A 24,773-nucleotide genomic window follows, 5' to 3' on the forward strand; every position below is an offset into this window, starting at 1 on the left:
TTATATATACCCCTATTTTACGCATAAAAAATTTAGTTTACGGCTGCCTTTAATATTTTTCCAGAAATAAACGCAGGAACGTTAACAGCAGCTATTTTTATTTCTTTACCAGTCTGTGGATTACGGCCAATACGCTCGCTACGATGATGAATTTTAAATGTGCCGAAACCAACCAATTGTACGGCATAACCATCTTTAAGAGACTCAGTAATTGCTGCTAAAGTAGATTCTAGTGCTAATTTAGCCTGTGCTTTAGATAGATTAGCTTTCTCGGCAATTACATCAATTAGTTTAGTTTTATTCATATATTATCCTTATAGTTTTTTATAACTTATTAAACATCTAGTAAAATTATTTTATTTTAAGACAATGTATACTAGACATAGGATCATATGACGCCTTATTTAAAAGGTAAATAGGCTTAACATTATTATAAAATGGTACACTTTATATCAAATAAAGCTGAATTATATTTATCCCTATAGTTATTCTTACTAAGAAGATTTTCATAAATATACTATCGTACTATAGTATAGGTAGCTATATATATTATATAAATTACGGTAGTAATTTGAGTTAATTAAAAATTTTTACTAAAAAAATATTTAAAATAAATTGTATTTTATTACCGATTCCCAGCTCCAGCTAGTGAATTATTAATAATATAAATAATTTACTGACTATTAGTAAGTCATATAATTTAAAGAAAAAAATTATATATATATATTTTTTTATATTATTCTTTTACTTGTTAGTGTAAACATATATAAATATATTGTATTTAAATTAAATACTTATTTAAGTAAACATATTTAATGTTATCAGATAGTAGTAATTATCATAAATAGGAATGTTTTATTTACAGATCATCATCTACCAACTAACGTCGCGTTAGATTAACTAAAGCACAAGTTTTAATTTATCAATTAGGTAGGTATAGATAGTAGCAATAATTTTTATAATTATATACGTATATATTTTCATGGTAATAAAATTAATATAAATACTACTAAATGTAGTAGTAGTCTAGATCACTGCAACGAATAAAATGATTATATACTAGAAGTATATGATACTTATTGACATTATTGTTATCCATATATATTAATTAATTTACGTTATTGTCTTCCACATTGACGGGAACAATAGATAAAAATAAAAAAAATCATATAATTAGTAGTAACATAGTGTTAAATATTTAATATTATTATAATAATAATACGCGCGGTGCTAAAATAAAATACGTCAGCGCAGGAATTATAACGCCGTCAATTTAGTTTATTGCTGTAATAAGTTAAAATATTGGTAGAGAACGTATTCGTAACGATGATGTATTACGTAATGATCATTCTGTGAATAGTTATTGTTGCTTATTAATAAACAAGACAATCAAGCGTACAATTATTAATACATAGGAAATTATCTACGAATGCTATTTCATGAGTTCCAACAATATTAACTATCTATTTAATCAAATATGCATTTATTATTTGTACTTTTATTATCACAAAAATATTTAATTTTATTAGTATTTAAGTACAACCTCTGTTGCAAACATAGTATGCGTAATTAAAATTAATTTTACTAAACGGAATACTAGTAGTATATCAATAAACTTATCATCTTCTAACCTATCTTATTCATAATCTACGTGTTAATAAGCGTAATTTTTTTATGGCTTTTATAAATATAGATCTTGTAGCTAGTGCTGGTATCGATAAAATTGGCTTAGGAGTAAGTAATATTAATTGTGTTATCTTAAAGCGTACATATGTTTATCTGTTAGACTGTCATTGTCTACTTGATCTGTGTAATAATCAATATTGGCTTGCGTAGTAACTACTACTATATATCATTTACACTACTCCGTCCTTGCACTGGTGTCGTGATATTGTGTACTTGTATACTAGACGACTAGTAACCAAAAATAATATATATATAATTTTTAACAAACGATAATCTTTATTTGGAATAGGTAGCACATAGCACAAGGATTGATACGGGCTGGACTATAACCTATATGGAAATACGTACTATAACTAGATACTAGTTATAATTTAGCATCAAAGTACAAATTAATATAAAAATATTTTTATTGAGTTTTTATTTAATTGATTTATTCGCGAATTAAATAATAATCATGCATGCCAATTATTTCAAATGTATGACTACCCCCAAGTGCCCAGCACGTGATGTTTCATTATTTTTAATTTTTCATTGGTATTATTGCAGTACAGTAATATTACCAGGCGTCCGACCAAGCATCTTTTTTGCTTATTCATGCAGCAGCTACTCTAATAATTTAGGCTAGCAGTAAACAAACAATATGATAGTTACGCCTTTTAACTACTTAAGGGAAAGGTGCGTTAAGGACAATGCAGTTTAATTTTACATATATTACAGTACTGTTAAGTACAAAAATATATAGTAAAATAATTAAACAACGTTATATCAATTTACAATAAGTAAGGTAAGTACGTATCACCAAAGCATAAATAATAATTTTTTATCTCTATAATAGACATTTTTTTTTACTTATTTTGATATTAATCTTAGTTAAAACATTAATATTTTATCATTCTAATGATATAGTAAAAATGATAGTGTAAATTACACTATCATGTAATAATATTTACCCTAAGTAAGAAAAATATTGAAATTAGTTTTAATTTAATTTTATAAAATTATTAGAAATAATTTTTCTTCTTTTTTCATATTAACTATATAAAAGCTTAGTATCGTAAATTGAAGCTATATCAGAGTATAATGATTACTTATTAGTGCTAAATTTTACTTATAAACGGTTATAATCGTAATTGACTAGGTCACAGTTAAGTAACAAAAAAAAAGTATTATTATACCACACTTTATGAAATAATCATAGATATGATTTAGATTGCTGCAAGCATGATAGCACCACTAATAAGTAATTTTCAGTATAATTCTTAGCATTAGTAGCATAAGCTAATTAATAATAGACATTAAGCTCGTTGTAACAAGTATTTTATTATAATAACTGTAATACTAGCGTTGCTTTTCTTGATACTTGTTTAGCGGTAAAAATACCTTGTTTTTATATTAATATTTCTAATATTTATGCTAAGGAATCTTTTATACATGATTCCTATCTGTATGATATAGCTATTAGCTTTATCTGCGGTTTTGGTGTTTATGGTTATCAATTTGCCTTACATACGGCTGTAAAAATTCTGTCAAAATCTCACTCATGATTTTATGGAAATTAATTTATGGATATTCGTAAGATAAAAAAAATAATCAAACTAGTTGAAGAATCTAGCATTTCAGAGCTAAATATCACAGAAGGTGAAGAATCTGTTCGTATAAGTCGTACGATGCAAACTTATCTACCTAATTCACAACAGTCAGTAGTAGTAGGACCAAACCACTATATAGAAACAAAGCCCCAGCAGCCTATAAATACTAAAAATATTAATAGTCATTTAGTGCGTTCACCAATGGTTGGGACTTTTTATCGTACACCTAGCTGTGATACGAAACCATTCGTTGAATTAGGTCAAAAAGTTAATATTGGCGATACTTTATGCATTGTTGAAGCAATGAAAATTATGAATTTGATTCAATCAGATCAAGAAGGCGTAGTCACAGCTATTTTACTAGAAAACGGTCAGCCGGTTGAATTCGACGAGCCACTTATTGTCATTGAGTAATAAGGCGCTAAATTAAATGTTAGATAAAATTGTTATCGCAAATCGCGGTGAAATTGCGCTACGTATCCTTCGCGCATGTAAGGAGTTAAATATTAAAACTGTGGCTGTGCACTCAACAGCAGATAGAGATCTAAAACATGTACTTTTAGCAGATGAAACTATATGTATTGGTCCTCCTCAATCGATAAAAAGTTATCTGAATATTCCTGCAATAATTTCAGCTGCAGAAATAACTGGTTCTACGGCGATTCATCCAGGGTATGGATTTCTGTCAGAAAACGCTGATTTTGCAGAGCAAGTTGAGCGTTCCGGATTTATTTTTATTGGACCAAAATCTGAAACTATTCGTTTGATGGGAGATAAAGTATCAGCAATAAAAAAAATGAAAAAAACAGGTATGCCGTGTTTACCAGGATCAGATGGACCAGTTAGTGAAGATATGCAAGAAAACAAAGCCATAGCTCAACTTATCGGCTATCCTATAATCATAAAAGCTTCAGGAGGCGGGGGTGGACGCGGAATACGTATAGTGTGCAATGATACAGATCTAGAATCTGCTATAAGAATCACTCGTACTGAAGCAAAAGCAATGTTTAGTAATGATATAGTATATATGGAGAAATATCTAGATAATCCTAGACATATAGAAATTCAGGTTATAGCTGATAATGAAGGTAATGCTGTTTACTTAGCTGAGCGTGACTGCTCAATGCAATTTAGGCACAAGAAAGTATTAGAAGAAGCACCTGCACCAGGAATTACTGATGATTTACGTAGATATATTGGAGAACTTTGTGTTAAGGCTTGTCTTGATATAGGTTATCGTGGCGCTGGGACATTCGAATTTCTATACGAAGAAGGGGACTTTTTTTTTATTGAAATGAATACTCGTATTCAAGTGGAACATCCTGTCACTGAAATGATAACTGGTATAGATATTGTTAAAGAACAGTTATTAATAGCATCAGGTAATAAACTTTCAATTACTCAAAATAAAATTCATATCTATGGTCACGCAATTGAATGCCGTATTAATGCAGAAGATCCAAATACTTTTCTACCTAGTCCTGGACAAATAACAAGATTTCATGCTCCCAGCGGTTTTGGTGTGCGCTGGGAGTCACATATTTATACCAGCTACTCTGTACCGCCGTATTATGACTCTATGATTGGAAAACTAATATGTTTTGGTGATCAGCGCAATGTTGCTATTTCTAGAATGAAACATGCTCTTACAGAGCTTATTATCGATAGCATAAAAACTAATATAGAACTACAGTTGAAAATCATTAATGATGAAAATTTCAAACAAGGTTGTACTAATATTCACTATTTAGAAAAAATACTAAATAATAAATAGCTATTCATATCATCTTATGCATAAGATCTATTAAGAACAAATTTATTAAATAATGAGATAGATAGATCTGATTATGGAAAATATTAATACTAGGTATAGCTATACTATAATAAGACATTGTCTTTATAAAATTATGTAAGATTCTAATGGATACTAACTATTAATTCTAAAATACCATTTATAATAAATTGTATACCCATACATACTAGTAAAAAACCCATTAGTTGTGATATTGCATGAATGCAATTTTCGCCTAAACAACGCATAATAGTACTAGAACTACGTAGTACCCCCCAAACTATTAAGCTAATAGTAAAAAATACCAAAACTGGAGCAATCTTAGTTACCCAAGGCACAAAAGAAACACTATCTTTTACAGTAGATACCCAACTTATAATCATAGCGATAGTACCTGGTCCTGTTGTACTAGGCATGGCAAGCGGAACAAAAGCAATATTAACTTTATATATTTTATCTTGTTTCTGAGATCGAATGTTATTGAATAGATCAGGAAATAGCATGCTAAATCCAAGGAATGATACAATAATACCTCCTGCAATACGTAACCCTTGGAGCGAAATTCCAAAAGTATTCATAACTATAGTTCCAGCATAAAATACGACTATCATTATCATAAATACATAAACAGATGTTAGCAACGACTGTTGGTTACGTTCCTCAGTAGTCATGTTTTTACTTAGACTCAAAAATAGCGCTAGAGTAGTAATAGGATTGGCTAGAGGCAAAAGAGTCATAAGGCCTAGGCCTATAGCCTTTAATAGTTCTAACATAAATCATTAATCTCCTAGTAAACGAGTAAATATATAGTATAATTAATATTATTAAATATTAATTTATTTTAAATAATGTATGGTATGACTAAGCAAGATAATCAATTTTGTGTTTCACAAACATGTTTTATATTTTTAATATTTTTATTGATTGCTACTACCTACTGATAGGGATGTATAGATATCTAAACATCAATATTTAATAATAAATACGCAGCAAAATTGGCAATACATAATTATTGCACGTTTATTAAATATTTTTAAATAAATAATTAATAATATTATATTTAATAATATTTTTTAAAATTATATATATTATAATATATAAAAAATTATAATTAAATATATTTAATATATATATTTATATTATTAAACTAATAGTAATAGGAAAATGCTATGATGACAAATCATTTACTTAAAAATTTTTCTTTGCCTCCTTTTTCCAATATTAATACTGATGATATTGTGCCTGCGGTTAAAGCAGCATTAGATAATTGCCGCCAAACTGTTGAAAAGGTAGTATCTAATTTAGGTCCATTCAATTGGGATAATCTGTGTCAAATACTAGCAGATGCTGATGATGATTTTCACCGTATTTGGTCGCCAGTTAATCATCTTAATGCAGTCAATAATAATGCTGAACTACGTCTTGCCTATGAGCAATGCCTATTCATGTTATCAGAGTATACTACCTGGGTAGGGCAACATAAAGGTTTATATTATGCTTATAATCAACTGCGTAATAGTAATAATTATAATCAGCTTAGCATAGCACAGAAACAGTCTGTAGATAATACGTTACGTTATTTCAAACTGTCCGGTATTAACCTAACGAAAGAAAAACAACAGCGCTATGGAAAAATAGTAGCTAGGTTATCAGAGTTAGAATCAGTTTATAGTAATAATGTTCTAGACTCTACACACGGATGGAATAAGCTTATTATCGATGAAAAAGAAATATCAGGAATCCCAGAAAGTACGAAAACTGAGGCAAGAGCTAATGCAGAGGCTAATGCGCAGAAAGGGTGGTTACTTACTCTGAAGCTTCCTAGTTACCTAGCGGTGATGACTTATTGTGATAATCAACTGTTACGTGAAGAATTATACATAGCTTATAATACTCGTGCATCTGATAAAGGACCTAATGCTGGTAAATGGGATAACGGACCTATTATGAATGAAATACTAGATTTACGTTATGAACTAGCACAACTTTTAGGTTTCAACAACTACGCTGAACAATCTTTAGTTACTAAAATGGCACGGAACCCTAAACAAGTACTAGATTTTTTGCATGATATTGCTAAACGTACTAGATTGCAGGGAGAGAAAGAACTAGATCAGCTCAGATTATTTGCTAAAAAACATTTTTTTCATGATAAAATAGAACCATGGGATATCGCTTATTTTAGTGAAAAACAAAAACAAAATTTATTTTCTATCACAGATGAACAATTACGTCCTTATTTTCCAGAAAATAAGGTTATAAGCGGGATGTTTGAAGTAATAAAGCGTATTTATGGTATTACAGCTATCGAACGTAAGAATGTTAATACCTGGCATGATGAAGTGAGTTTTTTTGATTTGTTTGATGATCTAGGCGAATTACGTGGTAGTTTCTATTTAGACCTATATACCCGTGATAATAAACGCGGCGGGGCTTGGATGGACGAATGTGTATGTATGATGCGTAAAGCTAATGGTCATTTACAAAAGCCGGTTGCATATCTAATTTGTAATTTCAATCGTTCAAGTAGCAGCGAACAACCAACACTATTTACTCATAGTGAAGTTACTACATTGTTTCATGAGTTCGGCCATTGTCTCCATCATATGCTCACTGTTATAGATACTCCAGGAGTATCTGGTATTCATGGTATTCCCTGGGATGCTGTAGAACTACCTAGTCAGTTTATGGAAAATTTCTGTTGGCAACCTAATGCGCTAGAGTTGATTTCCAGCCACTATAAAACAGGTAAACCATTACCAATAGATTTTCTTAACCATCTACTAGATATCAAGCACTATCAAGCTGCATTATTTATTTTGCGCCAAATAGAATTCAGTCTTTTCGATTTCTGTCTGCATTACCAGTATAACAAAAATAATGGAGCTATAATATTTAAACTTCTAGCTGAAGTTCAAGAAAAAGTTTCAGTAATGCCTAGCCTAGATTGGATAAGATTTCCCAATACTTTTAGCCATATTTTTTCTGGAGGTTATGCAGCTGGTTATTATAGTTATTTGTGGGCAAATGTACTAGCTGCTGATGCATGGTCACGTTTTGAAGAAGAAGGTATTTTTAACCCCTATACTGGTAAATTATTCCTAGATAATATTCTGTCTCGCGGCGGATCGGAAGATCCGATGGTATTATTTACACGTTTCAGAGGACGTCAACCGCAGTTAGATGCCATGCTACGTAACTATGGGATCATAGAAAACAATCACTAAATTAGTAGTCATCATATTAATTACTTAAATACATTGCAGTGTCAGCCAGTATAACCCACCTGCTAAGATAATAGTTACTGGTAAGGTAAAAATCCAAGCCATGATAATATGTTTTACTGTTTGGCCCTGTACCCCTCCCCCGTCAACTAGCATTGTACCGGTAACTGCCGAAGAAAGTACGTGAGTAGTAGATACAGGCATACCGGTATAACTTGCGATTCCGATGAATACTGCTGTTGTCATCTGTGCCGAAAGTCCCTGTGCATAAGTCATTTCTTTTTTTCCTATTTTTTCTCCGATAGTAGTAGCTACTCTTCGCCAACCAAACATAGTACCAAGTGATAGCGCTAGTGCTACTATCACAATAATCCATAACGGTGCATACTCTATCGTAGATAGTAGATCTCGTTTTAGATTGTTTAAAAATATTTTATCAGTCTTTGTCGTGTCTGGTAATATTGCTACTTGATTAGCTATATCGGACAGGCAGATGAGTAAACTACGCATGTTTAAGCGCTGTTCTGGACTTAATTGATCGTAGCTATTTATATTACTTAATAACAGCGAAGCAAGATGTATCGGTATTAATGATTGCGAAAGCTCACAGTTAAAATTTTTTAATTTCCGCATCGGGATTTCACTATTACTAATAGAATAATTACTATGATTTACATTTATTTGTTTATAATACTGCTGTAAATGATTAACAGCATCGCGAGTACGACTAATATCATAACCACTGGCTTTCATGTTAACAACAAAACTAGCAGGAGCTATACCTATAAGTACTAACATAATTAGGCCAATGCCTTTTTGACCATCATTAGCACCATGTGAAAAACTTACTCCTGCCACAGATAATATTAGCGCAATACGAGTCCATAATGGTGGCTTGCGTTTTCCATCTTGTTGTTCTCTTTCTTTTGGAGTCATATGAAGACGCCGGCGCTTTTTAGTATTACTCCAATAGTAGCGCAGAATAAAAATCATAGCACTAGCTAACAATAACCCAACAATAGGTGAAATTACTAATGAGAGTAATATTTCAATTAGCTTCGGAAGATTTAGTGCTTGTACTACTGAGCTATCGATAATAAGCGCGTTTGTGAGGCCGATCCCTATTATGGCCCCAATAAGAGTATGGAAACTAGATGCAGGTAAACCCCAATACCAAGTACCTAAATTCCAAATAATAGCAGCTAGTAGCATAGAAAAAATCATAGCTAACCCTTGTGCAGAACTCACATTAAGTAGTAAATCAATCGGTAATAGATGAACAATGGTATAAGCAACACTAATACCACCCATTATCACCCCAAAAAAATTGAATAAACCAGACATAGGAACTGCTAATTGATAACTTAAGGCTCTAGTGTAAATAACAGTTGCTACTGCATTGGCGGTATCATGAAAACCATTAATCGCCTCATAAAGTAGAACAAAAAATAATGCAAAAGTTAACATTATACCGGTATGGAAATCCATGCCGTCGAACAAATGTAGCATAGGATAGGAGTGTCATTGTTTAGACATGCACGGGTCGCATTATCAGCGACAATTAGGCTAAGGGAAAAGAAAAATATGGCTTTTTTTTAAAAAAAGCCATTAATCAATTAATTTAACTACTATTTAAGTAGTATATAATAAGTTAATAAATAATATTTAATATTGTATAAAGATAAAATTAAACAATATTACAAAATTTATTTATTGCGTATTGTTAATTAAGATTTATTAATACTGGGGAAACATTATTAATGTTAATATCTGATGTCTTTAACTATAAATATACGAATAAAATTATTGATACTCGTGGTTTACGTTGTCCTGAACCTATAATGATATTACGTAATACTGTACGTAATATGTATGAAGGACATGTGTTACTCATGATTACCGATGATCCATCTACTATCCGCGATGTTCCATCTTTTTGTCGTTTTATGGAACATACTTTATTAGCACAAGTAACAAAAAAGCTACCATACTATTATCTTTTACGTAAAAATAATTAAAATTATTTTATATATAATAATATTTATTTATATAAATATTATAATATAAATAATTTTATTATACTAATAATCTTAAATTTTAAGTATTGATATTACGTTAAGGAGCATAGTGTTATATGACAAAAGAAAATAAAACCGGTTTATTTTCATCTTTTAGTAAAAATGACATTCATGAGAAAACTATATTTTCTACTAATGATATTAAAGATCTATCTCAAATAGATAGATTAAGATCTAAGAATAATCACATCCAAACTAGTGAAGGATTTTTTAAACGGCTGAAACGTAGTCTGGTAAATACTCGTAATAATTTAGGATATGGATTGATTGAATTATTTCGTGGAAAAACTATAGATCAGGAATTATATTCTAAAATAGAAACACAACTTTTAATTGCTGATGTTGGCGTAGAAACAACACAAAAAATTATAGATAATATTATTGTAAATGTAGATCGATGTAAGTTAAAAGACGCTGATGAACTATATAGCAAACTACGTGAAAAAATGATTGATATCCTATGTTGCGTTAATAAACCGCTGATAATAGATGGCCACAAACCATTTATAATATTAATGGTTGGCGTAAACGGGGTAGGAAAAACAACTACAATTGGTAAAATAGCGCGAAAATATCAGGCTGAAGCAAAAAAGGTTATGTTGGCAGCAGGTGATACTTTCAGAGCTGCAGCAATAGAACAGTTACAAGTCTGGGGTAATCGTAATAAAGTACCAGTGATAAAACAACATACTGGTGCAGATTCAGCCTCAGTTATCTTTGATGCTATTAAGGCGGCTCAATCACGCGGTATTGATATTTTGATCGCAGATACATCAGGACGTTTGCAAAATTCAATATCTTTGATGGAAGAACTCAATAAAATAGTCCGTGTGATAAAAAAATTAGATGTTAATGCACCCCATGAGATTATGCTAACTATCGATGCTAGCATAGGCCAAAATACTATAAACCAAATTGATTTATTCAATAAAATTATTAGACTAACTGGTATAACTATAACTAAATTAGACGGGACAGCAAAAGGAGGTGTAATTTTTTCTATTGCCGATATGTTTGGTATACCAATTCGCTACATAGGTATTGGTGAAGATATTGATGATTTGCGATCATTTAACGCGCAGACATTTGTTGATGCAATATTTCCAGATAGTAAAAAACTAAATAATTAATAATATGTTTTAAAAATATTATTACCAAAGTATAGTGAATTAACATTATTTATTAATTTTTTTAGCTGATTAACAAAATTGGTCTTGGGAAAATTTACTATATAATAGTATTTTGCTTGCAGTTATTAAACTAATTTACACTAGTTGGTCTTACTGTACGAATTATTAAAAACTATACAATACTTATTACTATAAGACATATTATTTTTATAATTTATTAAAATTATTAATGGATGATAATTGGTTTAATCGCCTATCATAACTTACTTCTATAAAATATCCAGTAAATTATTAGCTAGGATGATAGTTAATTATTACCAATATTACTACTATATTTGTAAATAATTTTTTATAATATATGGCACATGAACTGTTTTATGAGAGGTATTTTGAGAGGTATTTAATGATAAAAAATAGGCAAGTGTTAGCTGTAATTACTAAGGGTAATCTAGAAGACTATGTTAAGGCTACTAATTCTTATCCTCTGCTAACTGCAGAGGAAGAACTGGAGTTAGCTGAAAAATTGTATTATCAAAGTGATATAGCAGCAGCTAAGTTACTTATTTTGTCTCACCTCCGCTTTGTTGTTAATATTGCGCGTAACTATTCTGGTTATGGATTACCTCAAGCTGACTTAATTCAAGAAGGCAATATCGGTTTAATGAAAGCTGTTCGTAGGTTTAATCCTAAAGTTGGTGTTCGCCTTGTTTCTTTTGCTGTACACTGGATTAAAGCAGAAATTCACGAATATGTATTGCGTAACTGGCGTATTGTTAAGGTAGCTACTACTAAGGCACAACGTAGGTTATTCTTTAATCTACGAAAAATTAAACAGCGTTTGGGCTGGTTTAATCAAGATGAGGTAGAAATGGTTGCTAAAGAATTAGGAGTTACTAGTAAGGATGTTCGTGAAATGGAATCACGTATGGCAGCGCAGGATATAACATTTGATCCTATGTTATATGATGAAGGTCAAGATGGCCTATTGATGGCACCCATCCTATATATACAGGATAAATTTTCTAATTTTGCAGATAGTATAGAAGAAAAAAATTGGGATGATCATGCATCAGATAAACTTTCTATTGCTTTAGAAACTCTAGATGAACGTAGTAAGAACATAATACGTGCCCGTTGGTTAGATAATAATAAGAGTACATTACAAGATCTTGCAAATAAATATTGTGTATCAGCAGAGCGTGTACGTCAATTAGAAAAAAATGCAATGAAGAAAATACGTATTGCTATAGAATCACACAGTATGTAATACATAATACTATAAACATAAACAAATCAAAACTTCACAAATTATTATTCATATTGCAAATAATGACATACCGTAATTTACGTAAGTTTATTTCTATGCTAGAACAAAAAGGTAAATTAAAGCGTATTAGCTTACCAGTTGATCCTTATTTAGAAATGACCGAAATAGCTTACCGTACTATGCGCACAAATGGACCTGCATTGATTTTTGAAAAACCAAAAGGACATTCCATGCCTGTATTATGTAACTTATTCGGTACTCTGGAAAGAATAGTGTTAGGAATAGGAAAAGAGGACATCACTGATCTAAGAGAATTAGGTAAATTAATTGCTTTTATTAAAGAACCAGAGCCACCTAAAGGGTTCAGCGATATACTTAAAAAAATACCTAATTTATACAAGTTACTGCATATGCCTACTAAGTTACTTCGGTCAGCACCATGCCAGGAGATAGTATGGGAAGGTACTGATGTTAATATACATAGTATTCCAGTAATGCATTGCTGGCCTGGTGATGCTGCTCCACTTATTACTTTTGGTATTACTGTAACTAGAGGTCCGCATAAAGAAAGACAGAATCTAGGTATTTATCGCCAGCAAGTAATTAGTCATAATAAGGTGATTATGCGCTGGTTATCTCATCGCGGGGGAGCTATTGATTTTTTAGAATGGAAAAAAAAATACTCTAGTAATAATCATTTTCCGGTAGCTGTTGCATTAGGTGCAGATCCTGCTACTATTATTAGTGCAGTTACTCCAGTACCTGATACAATGTCAGAATATGCATTTGCCGGCCTAATACGTGGTTATAATACCGAAGTAGTTAAATGTATTTCCTGTGATTTAAAAGTACCTGCTAGCGCAGAAATAATTCTAGAGGGTTACATAAAAATGGGTGAAATAGCCACTGAAGGACCATATGGTGATCATACAGGTTACTATAACGAAAGTGATACTTTCCCTATTTTAACAATAACCCATATTACACAGCAACGTAATGCTATCTATCATTCTACTTATACCGGTCGTCCAATTGATGAACCAGCAGTAATCAGTGTCGCGTTAAATGAAATATTCATTCCTATTTTACAAAAACAGTTTCCAGAAATAGTTGACTTTTATCTACCACCAGAAGGTTGTTCTTACCGTTTGGCGGTAGTGACCATCAAAAAAAAATACGCAGGACATGCTAAGCGAATAATGATGGGTATATGGTCTTTCTTACCTCAATTTCTTTATACTAAATTTATTATTGTATGTGATGATGATATTGATGCGCGTAATTGGAAGGATATTATATGGGCAATAACTACTCGTATGGACCCAATGCGGGATACAGTATTTATAGCAAATACTCCAATAGATTATCTTGATTTTGCTTCCCCAGTATCTGGTTTAGGATCAAAGATGGGTATGGATGCAACTAATAAGTTACCAGGTGAAACGCAGCGTGAATGGGGCGTCCCCATTAAGAGAGACGATAAAGTACTATCGCACATTGATACAATATGGGAATCTATTGGTATAAAATAATATTTTATAGCTAATAATTAAATTAATTTAATTTTTAGCTAGTTATTTTAATAATTTTATTATGTAAAAATAAGAGGATAGTTATGACTATATTGTCCTGTAAGGTTCATTCTTTCAATGAAATGACAAAGAATATTTATCGTGTCCGTTTAATACCAGATTCAGATTTTAGTTTCCGCGCAGGTCAATATCTATTTTTGATAATGAATGAACTTAATAAAAAACTACCATTTTCTCTAGCATCACCTACTCAGGAAACTAGTTTTATTGAACTACATATTGGGGCTTATAAACAGCATTTATTTGCTATGACTGTAATAGATAATGTTATTAATAATAAGACCATAATAGTAGATATTCCGCAGGGAGAAGCTTGGTTACGAGATGATACTGAACGTCCTATAGTTTTAATAGCCTGTGGTACAGGATTCTCATACGCTCGTTCTATTATGCTCACTGTACTAGAGTACCAGCCGTATCGTGTTATATATATTTACTGGATTGGTAAAACTATATACCATTTATATAATTTAAATGAACTACAAGAATTGTCAAAAAAGTATTCTACATTAACTATAGTACCTATAGTAGAACAACCTGACAAAAAATGGCAAGGAAGAACTGGGTCAGTATTAAGTGCTGTGATAAATGACTATAATAACTTATCTGATTATGATATTTATATTGCTAGTAGTTTTGACATGGCAAATGATGCACGTAAACTTTTTTGCAAAGAACGTAATGCTAGTATAAATCGTATTTATAGCGATGCCTTTGCTTTTATTTAAATGATATTAATTAAGATATTTATTATAGCTATTACTAATATAATTTAGATAATTTTTTTTGTTCAGTTAAAGAACAAATTTACAAATGCCTATTTAAATAGTTATTTAATTTTTAGCAATTATTGCCAATAAAATTATTATTTCAGTTCCAACAACAGTGCGCTGCTTATTATGATTTACCATATACCATAGCCAACATAGTTGGCATCATTATAAAGTGTCAGTAAAAAAAAATATTAATTATGTCTCAAATTATCTATTACCTTTTTACTAAGTATAATATCATAGCATAACTGTTATTTTAATGTATTATAAATTTAATAGTTGCTGTATATACTACTACTTACCTATATTTAAATATGAAATAGACATAGTATTATTTAATAATTGTGATAGTAGTTATAATAATTTGGATATAAGTAAGCCAGCGAATCACATATAATAAAGCACCAGTAGTCACCACAATAATATGTTATGTTGACTATACTTACTACTGTATTATACAGGGCATCTCACTGAATTCAGCCATGCTGATATAAATTAAGTTGATACGATAGATCTGTATAAAATAAGTTAACTCCAAAGATAAAATCTAGCAAAAAAGCCTGCCGCATAACGCAATAATTATTAATTATGATAAAAATTTAATAAAATAAAAAATTAAAGTAAGATATGCATCTGTAAATATAAAAATTATTTTATATATAATTATAAATATTATAATTTTTTTTCCAACAAATATGGATCAGAATAGCCAAGTTGTTGCATTATTTTAGTTTCTAGTTGCTCCATATTATTAGCATCTACTTCTAAAGTATGATCATATCCTAGCAGATGCAATGCTCCATGAATCACCATATGTGCCCAATATGATTCTAGTCTTTTTTTTTGTTGTTTTGCTTCTCTTTCTACTAATTGACGACAGATAATAATATCACCTAATAATAACCGATCTATTTTGTTTGGATTAATTAGTGTCTTATTAATTAAAGGAAAAGACAGTACATTAGTTGGGTAATTTTTTCCTCGATAAGTATTATTTAAATTATAGCTTTCTACCTCATCTACCAGGCGAATTGTTACTTCAGTTGTATTTACAATCATCGGTAATAATCCTTGTAACCAACGCATGATAGTTTTCTTACTTGGTAAAGAAGTTTTCTTATTACAGGCTATTTGTAAATTTAAAATAATTAAACTCATAAATATTAATTTTTATACTTTAATGAAAATGACTTTCTAACAATTAACTACTTATATTAAATTTTTATGCTGATAGTATTTTGTTTTCTGCAGAAGAGATTAATACTCCACGCAATGAGTTAGAATAAACATCAATAATTTCTACATCAACGAATTTTCCTATCATATCCAACTTGCCTAAAAAGTTTACTACTCTATTATTTTCAGTACGACCTGATAGGTTCATGATGTTGTCTTTACTACGTGAAATTCCTTCTACCAAAATACGTTGTACGGTACCTTGCATAGAACGACTAAACTGCATCACCTGTTGGCTAATTTGTTTCTGTAAAATATACAGTCTATGTTTTTTCTCTTCATTACTAACTAAGTCAATCATTTTAGCAGCTGGTGTACCAGGACGAGCTGAGTATATGAAACTAAAACTAATATCGAAATTAATCTCTGAGATAAGATTCATGGTTTTATCAAAATCTTCTTGTGTTTCACCTGGAAAACCAACAATAAAATCAGAACTTATTTGTATAGAAGGTCGTGCATTATATAGTTTACGAATAATAGACTTATACTCTACTACTGTATAAGCGCGTTTCATGAGATTTAAAATACGGTCTGAACCACTTTGTACTGGAAGATGAACAAAGCTCACTAATTCTGGAGTATCTCGATAGACATCTATTAGATCATCAGTAAATTCAATTGGATGGCTTGTTGTGAAACGTATACGATCAATGCCACTAATTGCAGCAACTAACCGTATTAGTTCAGAAAAAGTGCATATTCCGCCTTGTTTTCTTCTAATACCTCGATATGCATTTACATTATGTCCTAGTAAATGGATTTCACGTACATTCTGCTCTGCTAGTTTTTTGATCTCTAATAAAATATCTTCGCATGGTCTGCTAACTTCATCACCACGAGTATAAGGGACTATGCAGAAGCTACAATATTTATTACAACCTTCCATAATTGAAACAAAGGCGGTAGGACCATTTGCACGTGGTTCAGGCAAATGATCAAATTTTTCTATTTCAGGAAAACTAATATCTATCACAGGACTACGATTAATACGTACTTTATTTATCATATCAGGTAGTCGATGTAATGTCTGTGGCCCAAAAATTATATCTACATAATTAGCACGATCTAGTATACGAGACCCTTCCTGTGAAGCTACACAACCACCTACTACAATAATTAAATTAGGATTATTATTTTTTAATATTCTCCAACGACCTAATTGGTGGAATACTTTTTCTTGTACTTTGTCTCGTATAGAACATGTATTAAGTAATAGAATATCAGCTTCTTCGGCGATATCAGTTAACTTATAACCATGAGTACTATCTAATAAATCTGCTATTTTAGATGAATCATAATGATTCATCTGACAGCCACAGGTTTTAATGTATAATTTTTTTATCATCATATTATTAATATTATTTTTTAATAAAAACTAGTAAAGCTATCTAGCTAGTTTGCTAGTATAATTATACCATAAATTTAAATAAAAAATTATATGAATAATACTCAAGAGTACTATGATGTTGTGATTGTTGGTGGCGGAATTGTAGGTGCTACATTAGCCATAACTCTAGCAAAATCTAATTTTTCTGTAATGTTAATAGATAAGCATTATTGTAATACAGTTTTCAATCAAACTAAACCAGATGTTATAGTATCTGCTCTGAACTGTACTTCAGTAGATTTATTACGTCGACTACAAGTATGGCACAAAATAGGAGATTATTTCTGTGTTCCATACCGCAAAATATATATATGGGAAGATCATTCATCAGAAGTAGTATTTAATGCAGCATCAATAAATTTACCAGAGATTGGTTTTATTATTGAGAATTGGCGTATAAAAAAAGCGTTATGGCAGATTTTATGCAGTTGCGATAAGCTTAAATTGTGTTGTCCAGCAGAAATTAAGACTATGCAATATCATAACAGTTACTGGAAATTAATACTTAATAACGGGAATAAAGTGACAAATCGTTTGTTGATAGGAGCAGATGGCGCGAATTCTAAGGTAAGGCAGAATATAGGGATTGCTGTTAGTGGTTGGGAATATCGACAATCTTGTATGATGCTAAGCGCAGAGATTGAAATAGATCAAAATAACTGCATATGGCAAATATTTACACCTACTGGACCCAGAGCTTGTTTGCCATTATATAATAAATGGGCCTCTCTAATATGGTATGATAGCTTATCGCGGATTAGACAGCTACAAAAATTAACTTTATCGTCGTTAACATATGAGGTAATGGCATCATTTCCTGGACGTATAGGTATAATAAAATTACATGATATAGCTTCATTTACATTCACACGTCGTCATGCTAGCGACTACGTAAGACCTGGATTAGCACTTATTGGCGACGCAGCACACACAATTCATCCTTTAGGTGGACAAGGAGTAAATCTTGGCTTAAGTGATGCCAAAGTATTAGCAGAGGTTTTAATAAACGCTAGAGAAAAAAATAAGTCATGGTATGAACTTAATGTATTAAGTAGTTATGAATTACAACGTCGTTGTCATAATTTATTGATACAAACTGGTATGGATTTATTTTACAAAACATTCAGTAATAATATTTTACCATTAAAAATAGCGCGTAATATTGGTCTAATGTTAGCGCAACGCGCAGATTTTATAAAAAAAATATTTTAAAATATGTACTAGGTATATAAAAAATAAATAATTTATTAATTTATTTATCCTTACTTTATTTATTTAATAAATTAATAGTAATAAACAATTTAAATAAAATTTAATTTTTAAAATTTTTATGATTTAGTCTTGCTATATAACCGTGAAAAATTATTACCATTTAAGCCCAATCTGTGGGCTTAATAAATCATTAATTACAGCAATATTATCTTGTTGATTAAAAAAATTTCTTACATTTGTAGCAACAATTATTCCTATATCCTTAACATTAATTAGTGATGTAATATCAGCTACCATCAAAGAACTAATATTTATATAATAATCTGCTAGATATGCAGCTTTTGTTTCTCCAACTTCACGAATACCCAGTGCATAAATAAAACGAGCGAAAGTCGTCCTTTTCGCACTCTCTAGTGCATCTAGCAATTTTTGTGCTGATTTATGCCCTATACGATCTAAACTAGTTAATTTATCTTGATTTAATCTAAATAAATCAGCAGTAGTTTGTACTAGTTGACGATCAACTAGTTGATCAATGATTTTATTTCCTATACCGTTAACATTAAGAGCCTTGCGAGAAATAAAGTGTTTAAGTTTCTCTTTACGTTGCGCATCGCATACTAAACCTGCAATACAACTAATAGTATTTTTTTCTTTCTCTAATTTTGATCCGCATACTGGACATAGCTTGGGAAATATTATTGGACTAGTTTTTTTTGTATATCTTTGTGCCATTACTATATTAACAATCTGTGGTATAACATGACCAGCGCGACGAATCACTACCGTATCACCTATCATTAATCCAAGGCGCTTAATTTCATTTAAATTATGCAAACTAGCGTTACTAACGCTAGTACCTGAAAACAAAACTGGTTCTAAACGTGCTACTGGCGTAATTGTACCATTTCGGCTAACTGTAAATTCTACATTTTTTACTATGGTTAGTTTTTCTTTAGCAGGTAATTTATAAGCAATAGCCCATCTTGGTGCGCGAGTTATAAAACCAAGCTGCTGCTGCTGTAATAAAGAATCAACCTTAATGACAATCCCGTCGATGTTAAAATCAAGTAAATGCCTAGTGTTATGTATATGGCGATAAAATTTTATAATTTCATTGTAACCTGTACATAGGCAAATAATGTTACTAACAGGTAAGCCCCATTTTTTAAATTGTTGTAGTAGTTCCCAATGACTTGTAGGTAATGTTTCTTTATCTATTAGTCCTACTCCATAACAAAAACAATTTAGTGATCTATTTGCAGTAATAGTAGGATCTATTTGCCGCAAAGATCCTGCTGCTGCATTGCGCGGATTAGCAAAAACTTTACCTTTTTCTTTTTTTGCAGTTTCATTAATCCGCAGAAAATTAGCTTTTGACATAACAATTTCGCCGCGAATTTCAATTAAATTTGGTATATTACCATCATCTTTCAACCGTAACGGAATTGTTGGTATGGTACGTACATTTTTTGTGACATTCTCACCTATAGTTCCGTCACCACGAGTAGCTGCTAGTATTAGCTCACCATTTTTATAAAGTAAACTTACCGCTAATCCGTCGAGTTTCAGTTCACAGCAATAGTTAATAGAATCATAATACTTTAGTTTCTCACGTACTCTTGTATCAAAAGCTAATAAACTATCATCTTCGAATATATGATCTAATGATAGCATAGGAACTTTGTGGCGTACCTTACTAAAGCTATTTTGTACTTTTCCTCCTACGCTTTGTGTAGGAGAGTCAGCTGTAATTAGCTCAGGATATTGTGTTTCTAGTTCTCTTAGTTGCATCATGACAACGTCATATTCTACATCAGATACTTTTGGAAAATTTTCTACGTAATAGAATAAATCCCAATCACGCAGCTGTTCACGTAATTTTTTAATTTTTTGTTCTATATTTTCCATATATTTTTTTTCGATAAATACACCACACCAGCTAATATTAGCTGCTAATGCTGAATTAAATTGCTATTTAATGACTGATAGTAATCATCAATATAAACAAAAGCAGCACCCTTAATTATTGCTGTACTTACATATAAGTAATATTTACAATAAATATTTATATAGCTATATAAATAGCGCAAAAAAAATAATTTTTTTAATACTTATTTTTAATATATCGATATACTATAATTTTACTTTTATCACAGTTATAACATTGTATACTTTTTATTCAATTATTACTCTAATATGTATTAGAATAATAGTAATTACTATTGGTCAATTTTAAAAAAAATTATATTACCATAAAATTAATAGGTAATACTTTGCTGCTACGTGTAAAAATTATGGGTAATAGCCGTATTTTAGCAAACAACATTATGCAGCAAAATAAATTTAAAACGCATTTGTGCTACTAAATACAGACATTTATTGCTATTGCTTATGCTTATTTAGTATCGCATCGTATGAGTTAGTAGTATTATGCAGTATCATTATGCATAATACCATACATAAATCATGATAATAGACTAACTACGCTACGTAATAAACGTATTCAATTAAGTAAGTACGTATATATTTGTATTGCTGGTTTTTGCATAGGTGGTACTATTACTTTAGTTATCCTAACGATAAAACATTTATGTATTAATGCATAATTTATGTCACATCAACTTCAAATATAAATATAATAAATAGGGAAAAAATAACTAAGAAACAAGCAATAAGTACCGAACGACGTTGAATCGAAGAATAAGGTATCTTAGCTTAGATATTTTCGGTTAACGCAGCTATCTATCTATTAATGTACTTAAATTACCAAAAAAAATACTATTGTGAGTGAGATTAACTGTTTTCTGTGAAAGTTACCTAAGTACCGCTATATTTTAAGATAGATTCACTTCATTAATAGCGCCAATAATGGTGCTTTTTGTTTTCAGAAATTTTCTTATTACTACTATACTAGTAATAGTCATTACTATCAGACTGGTTTTGATCTAGCATAAAATTAACTATAACTATACATGTTACTATATCCTCTAATAAATTTGGAAAATAAAATAAATGTACCAACAAAAAGTGATGATTACCGCTCCAAACGGGTTACATACTAGGCCCGCTACCAATTTTGTAAAAGAAGCTAAATGCTTTAATTCTGAAATTACTGTAACTTCTAATAATAAAAGCGTTAATGCAAAAAGCCTGTTTAAATTACAAACGCTAGGTCTAACACAAGGCACTATAATTACTATTAGCGCAACAGGCGAAGATGAACAAAAAGCAGTTGAACATTTAGTAAAACTAATGGCTGAGCTTGTCTAATACAGACAAAAAACGTCATTTTTAGTTAAAGTGTATTACTAACTAAGGTATTGTTATGATTTCAGGCATATTAGCATCACCGGGTATTGCTTTTGGAAAAGCGCTACTACTAAAGGAAGATGATATTATCATCAATCATAAAAAAAATTAATAAAGATCAAATTGAACAAGAAGTAAAATGTTTTTTTGATGGACGCACTAAAACATCAGCACAGTTAGAAGCTATTAAAGATAAAGCAGGTATTACCTTTGGTAAAGAAAAGGAAGCTATTTTTGAAGGTTATCTTTCACTCTTAGAAGACGAAGAATTAGAAAAAGAAATAATAGCATTAATTAAGGAAGATTTATTCAGCGCCGCAGCAGCTGTTTACTCGGTAATTAATACCCACGCTCAAACTGTAGAGAAATTAGAAGATGAATATCTTAAAGAACGTGTAACCGACGTACGTGATGTTGGGAAACGTTTACTACGTAATATACTAAGTATGCCAATTATTGATTTGAGTGAAATTAACGAAAAAGTCATACTAGTCGCTATAGATATTACGCCATCGGAGACTGCACAACTTAATTTAGATAAAGTACTTGGTTTTATCACAGATATAGGTAGTAAGACATCACATACCTCTATTATGGCTCGTTCACTAGAACTACCTGCCATAGTAGGTACTCGTAATGTTACAAAAATAGTAAAAAATAGTGATTACTTAATTCTTGATGCAATTAATAATTATCTGTATATAAATCCAGATTTAGTAACTTTAAAAAAACTAAAAATACTACAAAGTAAGTATTTTTTTGAGAAAAATGAGCTCGCTAAGTTAAAAAATCTTCCAGCAATTACTCTAGATGGGCACAAAGTAGCATTATGCGCTAACATTGGTACAGTCAGGGAAGTAGCAGGTGCTGAGCGTAATGGTGCAGAAGGTATCGGTCTTTATCGTACAGAATTTTTATTTATGAATCGAGATTTGTTACCAAGTGAAGAAGAACAATTTCAGGTATATAAAAATGTAGTTAAATCTATGCCGACTTTATCAGTTATCGCGCGTACATTAGATATAGGTGGTGATAAAGACCTACCTTATATGCATTTACCAAAAGAAGCTAACCCATTTCTAGGGTGGCGTGCTATCCGTATTAGTCTTGATCGTAAGGAGATTTTGCGTACTCAGCTGCGTGCTATTCTTAGAGCATCTGCATTTGGCAAACTATGTATTATGTATCCTATGATTATTTCAGTTGAAGAAGTACGTACACTTAAACTAGAGTTAAATCTAATAAAGAAAAAATTATATGAAGAAAATTATGCTTTTGACGAAAATATCAAAGTTGGCGTTATGGTCGAAACACCTGCAGCAGCTGTAATAGCTAGTCATCTAGCTAAGGAAGTAGATTTTTTTAGTATTGGAACAAACGACTTAACTCAGTATACTCTTGCTGTAGATCGCGGTAACGATTTAATTTCTCATCTTTATAATCCTATGTCTCCGGCTGTATTAAAGTTAATTAAGCAAGTTATCGATGCATCTCATGATGCAGGAAAATTAACAGGAATGTGTGGAGAACTAGCAGGAGATGAACGTGCTACATTGCTATTATTAGGTATGGGACTAGATGAATTTAGTATGAGTCCGATTTCTATTCCTAAAATCAAAAAAATTATTAGAAACACAAGCTTTATTAAAGCAAAATTATTAGCAGAATTAGCATTAGCTCAACCTACTGCAGAAGATGTTCTTAATTTAGTAAACCAGTTTATTAAATCCAACACTGAAATAAATAATAATACTTAATTATATTTTTAAATAAACATCTTAATCATAAGTGTTAATTCATTATAATTTTTATTATCGCAGTAAATATCCTCTTACCTAATAAGAGGATATTTATTGTATAGTTTTTAAATTAGCACATAAGTTGTTAATTCAGTGTTATTGACGTAGTCAATAGTCAGAGGCTATCATAATAATATCACGCCTGCAGGCATTCGAATTAACAATATAACTTATTTTTTTTGATAAAACTAATATATATTTTTTTGCCTTGTGCGGTAAATGTATAACTTTAGAATTACTAATCATACTATCAAAAACTAGTAATGATAGTTTATCTACGCTGCTGAAAAATTTTTTAAAACATCCCAACTAGTTTAGTTGTAAAACCTGATAATAATATAAAAGTAGGATATGTATTAAAAAATATAAAAAGTGGAGTACTAACAGCTAAAATTACATATGTACTGGATTTATCAATAACTGATAATCCAGTACACATTTTTATGAAACAATTACAACAACTAACTAAAACATTTAGTGGTAACTTAATGTCATGCCTTTTTTCCACCTATTACAATGCACATTCTTAATATTAATATTGATAATGCTAGTCATTATTTTTATACCAGCATTAATTATGTATAACATAACATTATGTAAATTTTATTTTTAGTACATAATTCACTGAAATAAGTAATAAAATAGATACTATTATTATGCATTATGCAGCAAATATTGCTTACATTACCATAT

General features: G+C 30.6%; 16 protein-coding genes and 3 pseudogenes. 13 read left to right on the forward strand and 6 right to left on the reverse strand.

Annotated features, from left to right (window positions below):
• Positions 1-32: 32 nt before the first annotated feature.
• Entirely contained in the window at positions 33-305 is a 273-nt protein-coding gene (gene hupA / locus AB162_RS00165; RefSeq protein WP_053096452.1) for a nucleoid-associated protein HU-alpha, read from the reverse strand.
• 1,369 nt (positions 306-1,674) lie between these two features.
• On the opposite strand from hupA, the gene AB162_RS02955 reads away from it, so the two are divergent.
• The 4 genes and pseudogenes from AB162_RS02955 (at position 1,675) to accC (ending at position 5,049) form a co-directional block, all read left to right on the forward strand.
• Positions 1,675-1,836, forward strand: a complete 162-nt coding sequence (locus AB162_RS02955) for a hypothetical protein (protein ID WP_156213982.1) — start codon at positions 1,675-1,677, stop codon at positions 1,834-1,836.
• A 1,196-nt stretch (positions 1,837-3,032) separates the two neighbouring features.
• A pseudogene (locus tag AB162_RS03020) lies at positions 3,033-3,230 on the forward strand (type II 3-dehydroquinate dehydratase); the annotation flags it as partial.
• An 18-nt stretch (positions 3,231-3,248) separates the two neighbouring features.
• Positions 3,249-3,689 carry an acetyl-CoA carboxylase biotin carboxyl carrier protein gene (accB, locus tag AB162_RS00170; protein WP_053096454.1) on the forward strand — a complete coding sequence of 147 codons (441 nt, stop codon included), beginning with the start codon at positions 3,249-3,251 and terminating at the stop codon, positions 3,687-3,689.
• Between the two features lie 16 nt (positions 3,690-3,705).
• Positions 3,706-5,049: an acetyl-CoA carboxylase biotin carboxylase subunit gene (gene accC, locus AB162_RS00175; protein ID WP_053096456.1), complete on the forward strand. Its 1,344-nt coding sequence runs from the start codon at positions 3,706-3,708 to the stop codon at positions 5,047-5,049.
• A gap of 143 nt (positions 5,050-5,192) precedes the next feature.
• Here accC and AB162_RS00180 read toward each other — a convergent pair whose 3' ends face one another.
• A complete protein-coding gene (locus tag AB162_RS00180; protein WP_053096458.1) occupies positions 5,193-5,840 on the reverse strand; it encodes a MarC family NAAT transporter in 648 nt (215 codons plus the stop codon).
• Positions 5,841-6,239: 399 nt separating this feature from the next.
• Between AB162_RS00180 and prlC the strand changes: the two genes are divergently transcribed.
• Positions 6,240-8,294: an oligopeptidase A gene (gene prlC / locus AB162_RS00185; protein ID WP_053096460.1), complete on the forward strand. Its 2,055-nt coding sequence runs from the start codon at positions 6,240-6,242 to the stop codon at positions 8,292-8,294.
• Between the two features lie 24 nt (positions 8,295-8,318).
• On the opposite strand, the gene pitA is transcribed toward prlC, so the two are convergent.
• A complete protein-coding gene (gene pitA, locus AB162_RS00190) occupies positions 8,319-9,800 on the reverse strand; it encodes an inorganic phosphate transporter PitA (protein WP_053096461.1) in 1,482 nt (493 codons plus the stop codon).
• 251 nt (positions 9,801-10,051) lie between these two features.
• Here pitA and tusA point away from each other — a divergent pair, with 251 nt between their 5' ends.
• The 5 genes and pseudogenes from tusA (at position 10,052) to fre (ending at position 15,086) form a co-directional block, all read left to right on the forward strand.
• Positions 10,052-10,309 (forward strand): sulfurtransferase TusA, encoded by a 258-nt coding sequence (gene tusA, locus AB162_RS00195; RefSeq protein ID WP_053096463.1) that lies wholly within the window; start codon positions 10,052-10,054, stop codon positions 10,307-10,309.
• Between the two features lie 155 nt (positions 10,310-10,464).
• Positions 10,465-11,499 (forward strand): annotated as a pseudogene (gene ftsY / locus AB162_RS00200) (signal recognition particle-docking protein FtsY); the annotation flags it as partial.
• Between the two features lie 403 nt (positions 11,500-11,902).
• On the forward strand, positions 11,903-12,766 hold the full coding sequence (gene rpoH, locus AB162_RS00205) for an RNA polymerase sigma factor RpoH (protein ID WP_053096467.1): 864 nt from the start codon (positions 11,903-11,905) through the stop codon (positions 12,764-12,766).
• A gap of 62 nt (positions 12,767-12,828) precedes the next feature.
• Positions 12,829-14,298 carry a 4-hydroxy-3-polyprenylbenzoate decarboxylase gene (ubiD, locus tag AB162_RS00210; protein ID WP_053096469.1) on the forward strand — a complete coding sequence of 490 codons (1,470 nt, stop codon included), beginning with the start codon at positions 12,829-12,831 and terminating at the stop codon, positions 14,296-14,298.
• Between the two features lie 83 nt (positions 14,299-14,381).
• Complete coding sequence (fre, locus tag AB162_RS00215) at positions 14,382-15,086, forward strand: NAD(P)H-flavin reductase (protein WP_053096471.1); 705 nt, start codon at positions 14,382-14,384, stop codon at positions 15,084-15,086.
• Between the two features lie 717 nt (positions 15,087-15,803).
• Here fre and ybeY read toward each other — a convergent pair.
• Positions 15,804-16,289: an rRNA maturation RNase YbeY gene (gene ybeY, locus AB162_RS00220; RefSeq protein WP_053096473.1), complete on the reverse strand. Its 486-nt coding sequence runs from the start codon at positions 16,287-16,289 to the stop codon at positions 15,804-15,806.
• 64 nt (positions 16,290-16,353) lie between these two features.
• Positions 16,354-17,715, reverse strand: a complete 1,362-nt coding sequence (gene miaB / locus AB162_RS00225) for a tRNA (N6-isopentenyl adenosine(37)-C2)-methylthiotransferase MiaB (protein ID WP_053097350.1) — start codon at positions 17,713-17,715, stop codon at positions 16,354-16,356.
• Between the two features lie 93 nt (positions 17,716-17,808).
• Here miaB and AB162_RS00230 point away from each other — a divergent pair, with 93 nt between their 5' ends.
• On the forward strand, positions 17,809-18,969 hold the full coding sequence (locus AB162_RS00230) for an FAD-dependent oxidoreductase (RefSeq protein ID WP_260080590.1): 1,161 nt from the start codon (positions 17,809-17,811) through the stop codon (positions 18,967-18,969).
• A gap of 153 nt (positions 18,970-19,122) precedes the next feature.
• On the opposite strand, the gene ligA is transcribed toward AB162_RS00230, so the two are convergent.
• Positions 19,123-20,880: an NAD-dependent DNA ligase LigA gene (ligA, locus tag AB162_RS00235; RefSeq protein WP_053096475.1), complete on the reverse strand. Its 1,758-nt coding sequence runs from the start codon at positions 20,878-20,880 to the stop codon at positions 19,123-19,125.
• A gap of 1,104 nt (positions 20,881-21,984) precedes the next feature.
• Here ligA and ptsH point away from each other — a divergent pair.
• The gene (gene ptsH, locus AB162_RS00240) at positions 21,985-22,242 is read left to right on the forward strand and encodes a phosphocarrier protein Hpr (protein WP_053096477.1); all 258 of its coding nucleotides are present in this window, start codon (positions 21,985-21,987) and stop codon (positions 22,240-22,242) included.
• Positions 22,243-22,297: 55 nt separating this feature from the next.
• Positions 22,298-24,038: pseudogene (gene ptsI / locus AB162_RS00250) on the forward strand (phosphoenolpyruvate-protein phosphotransferase PtsI).
• The last annotated feature ends 735 nt before the right edge of the window (positions 24,039-24,773 follow it).

The sequence above is a fragment of the Candidatus Palibaumannia cicadellinicola genome (assembly GCF_001269425.1).
GTDB classification, from domain to species: Bacteria; Pseudomonadota; Gammaproteobacteria; order Enterobacterales; family Enterobacteriaceae; genus Baumannia; species Baumannia cicadellinicola_A.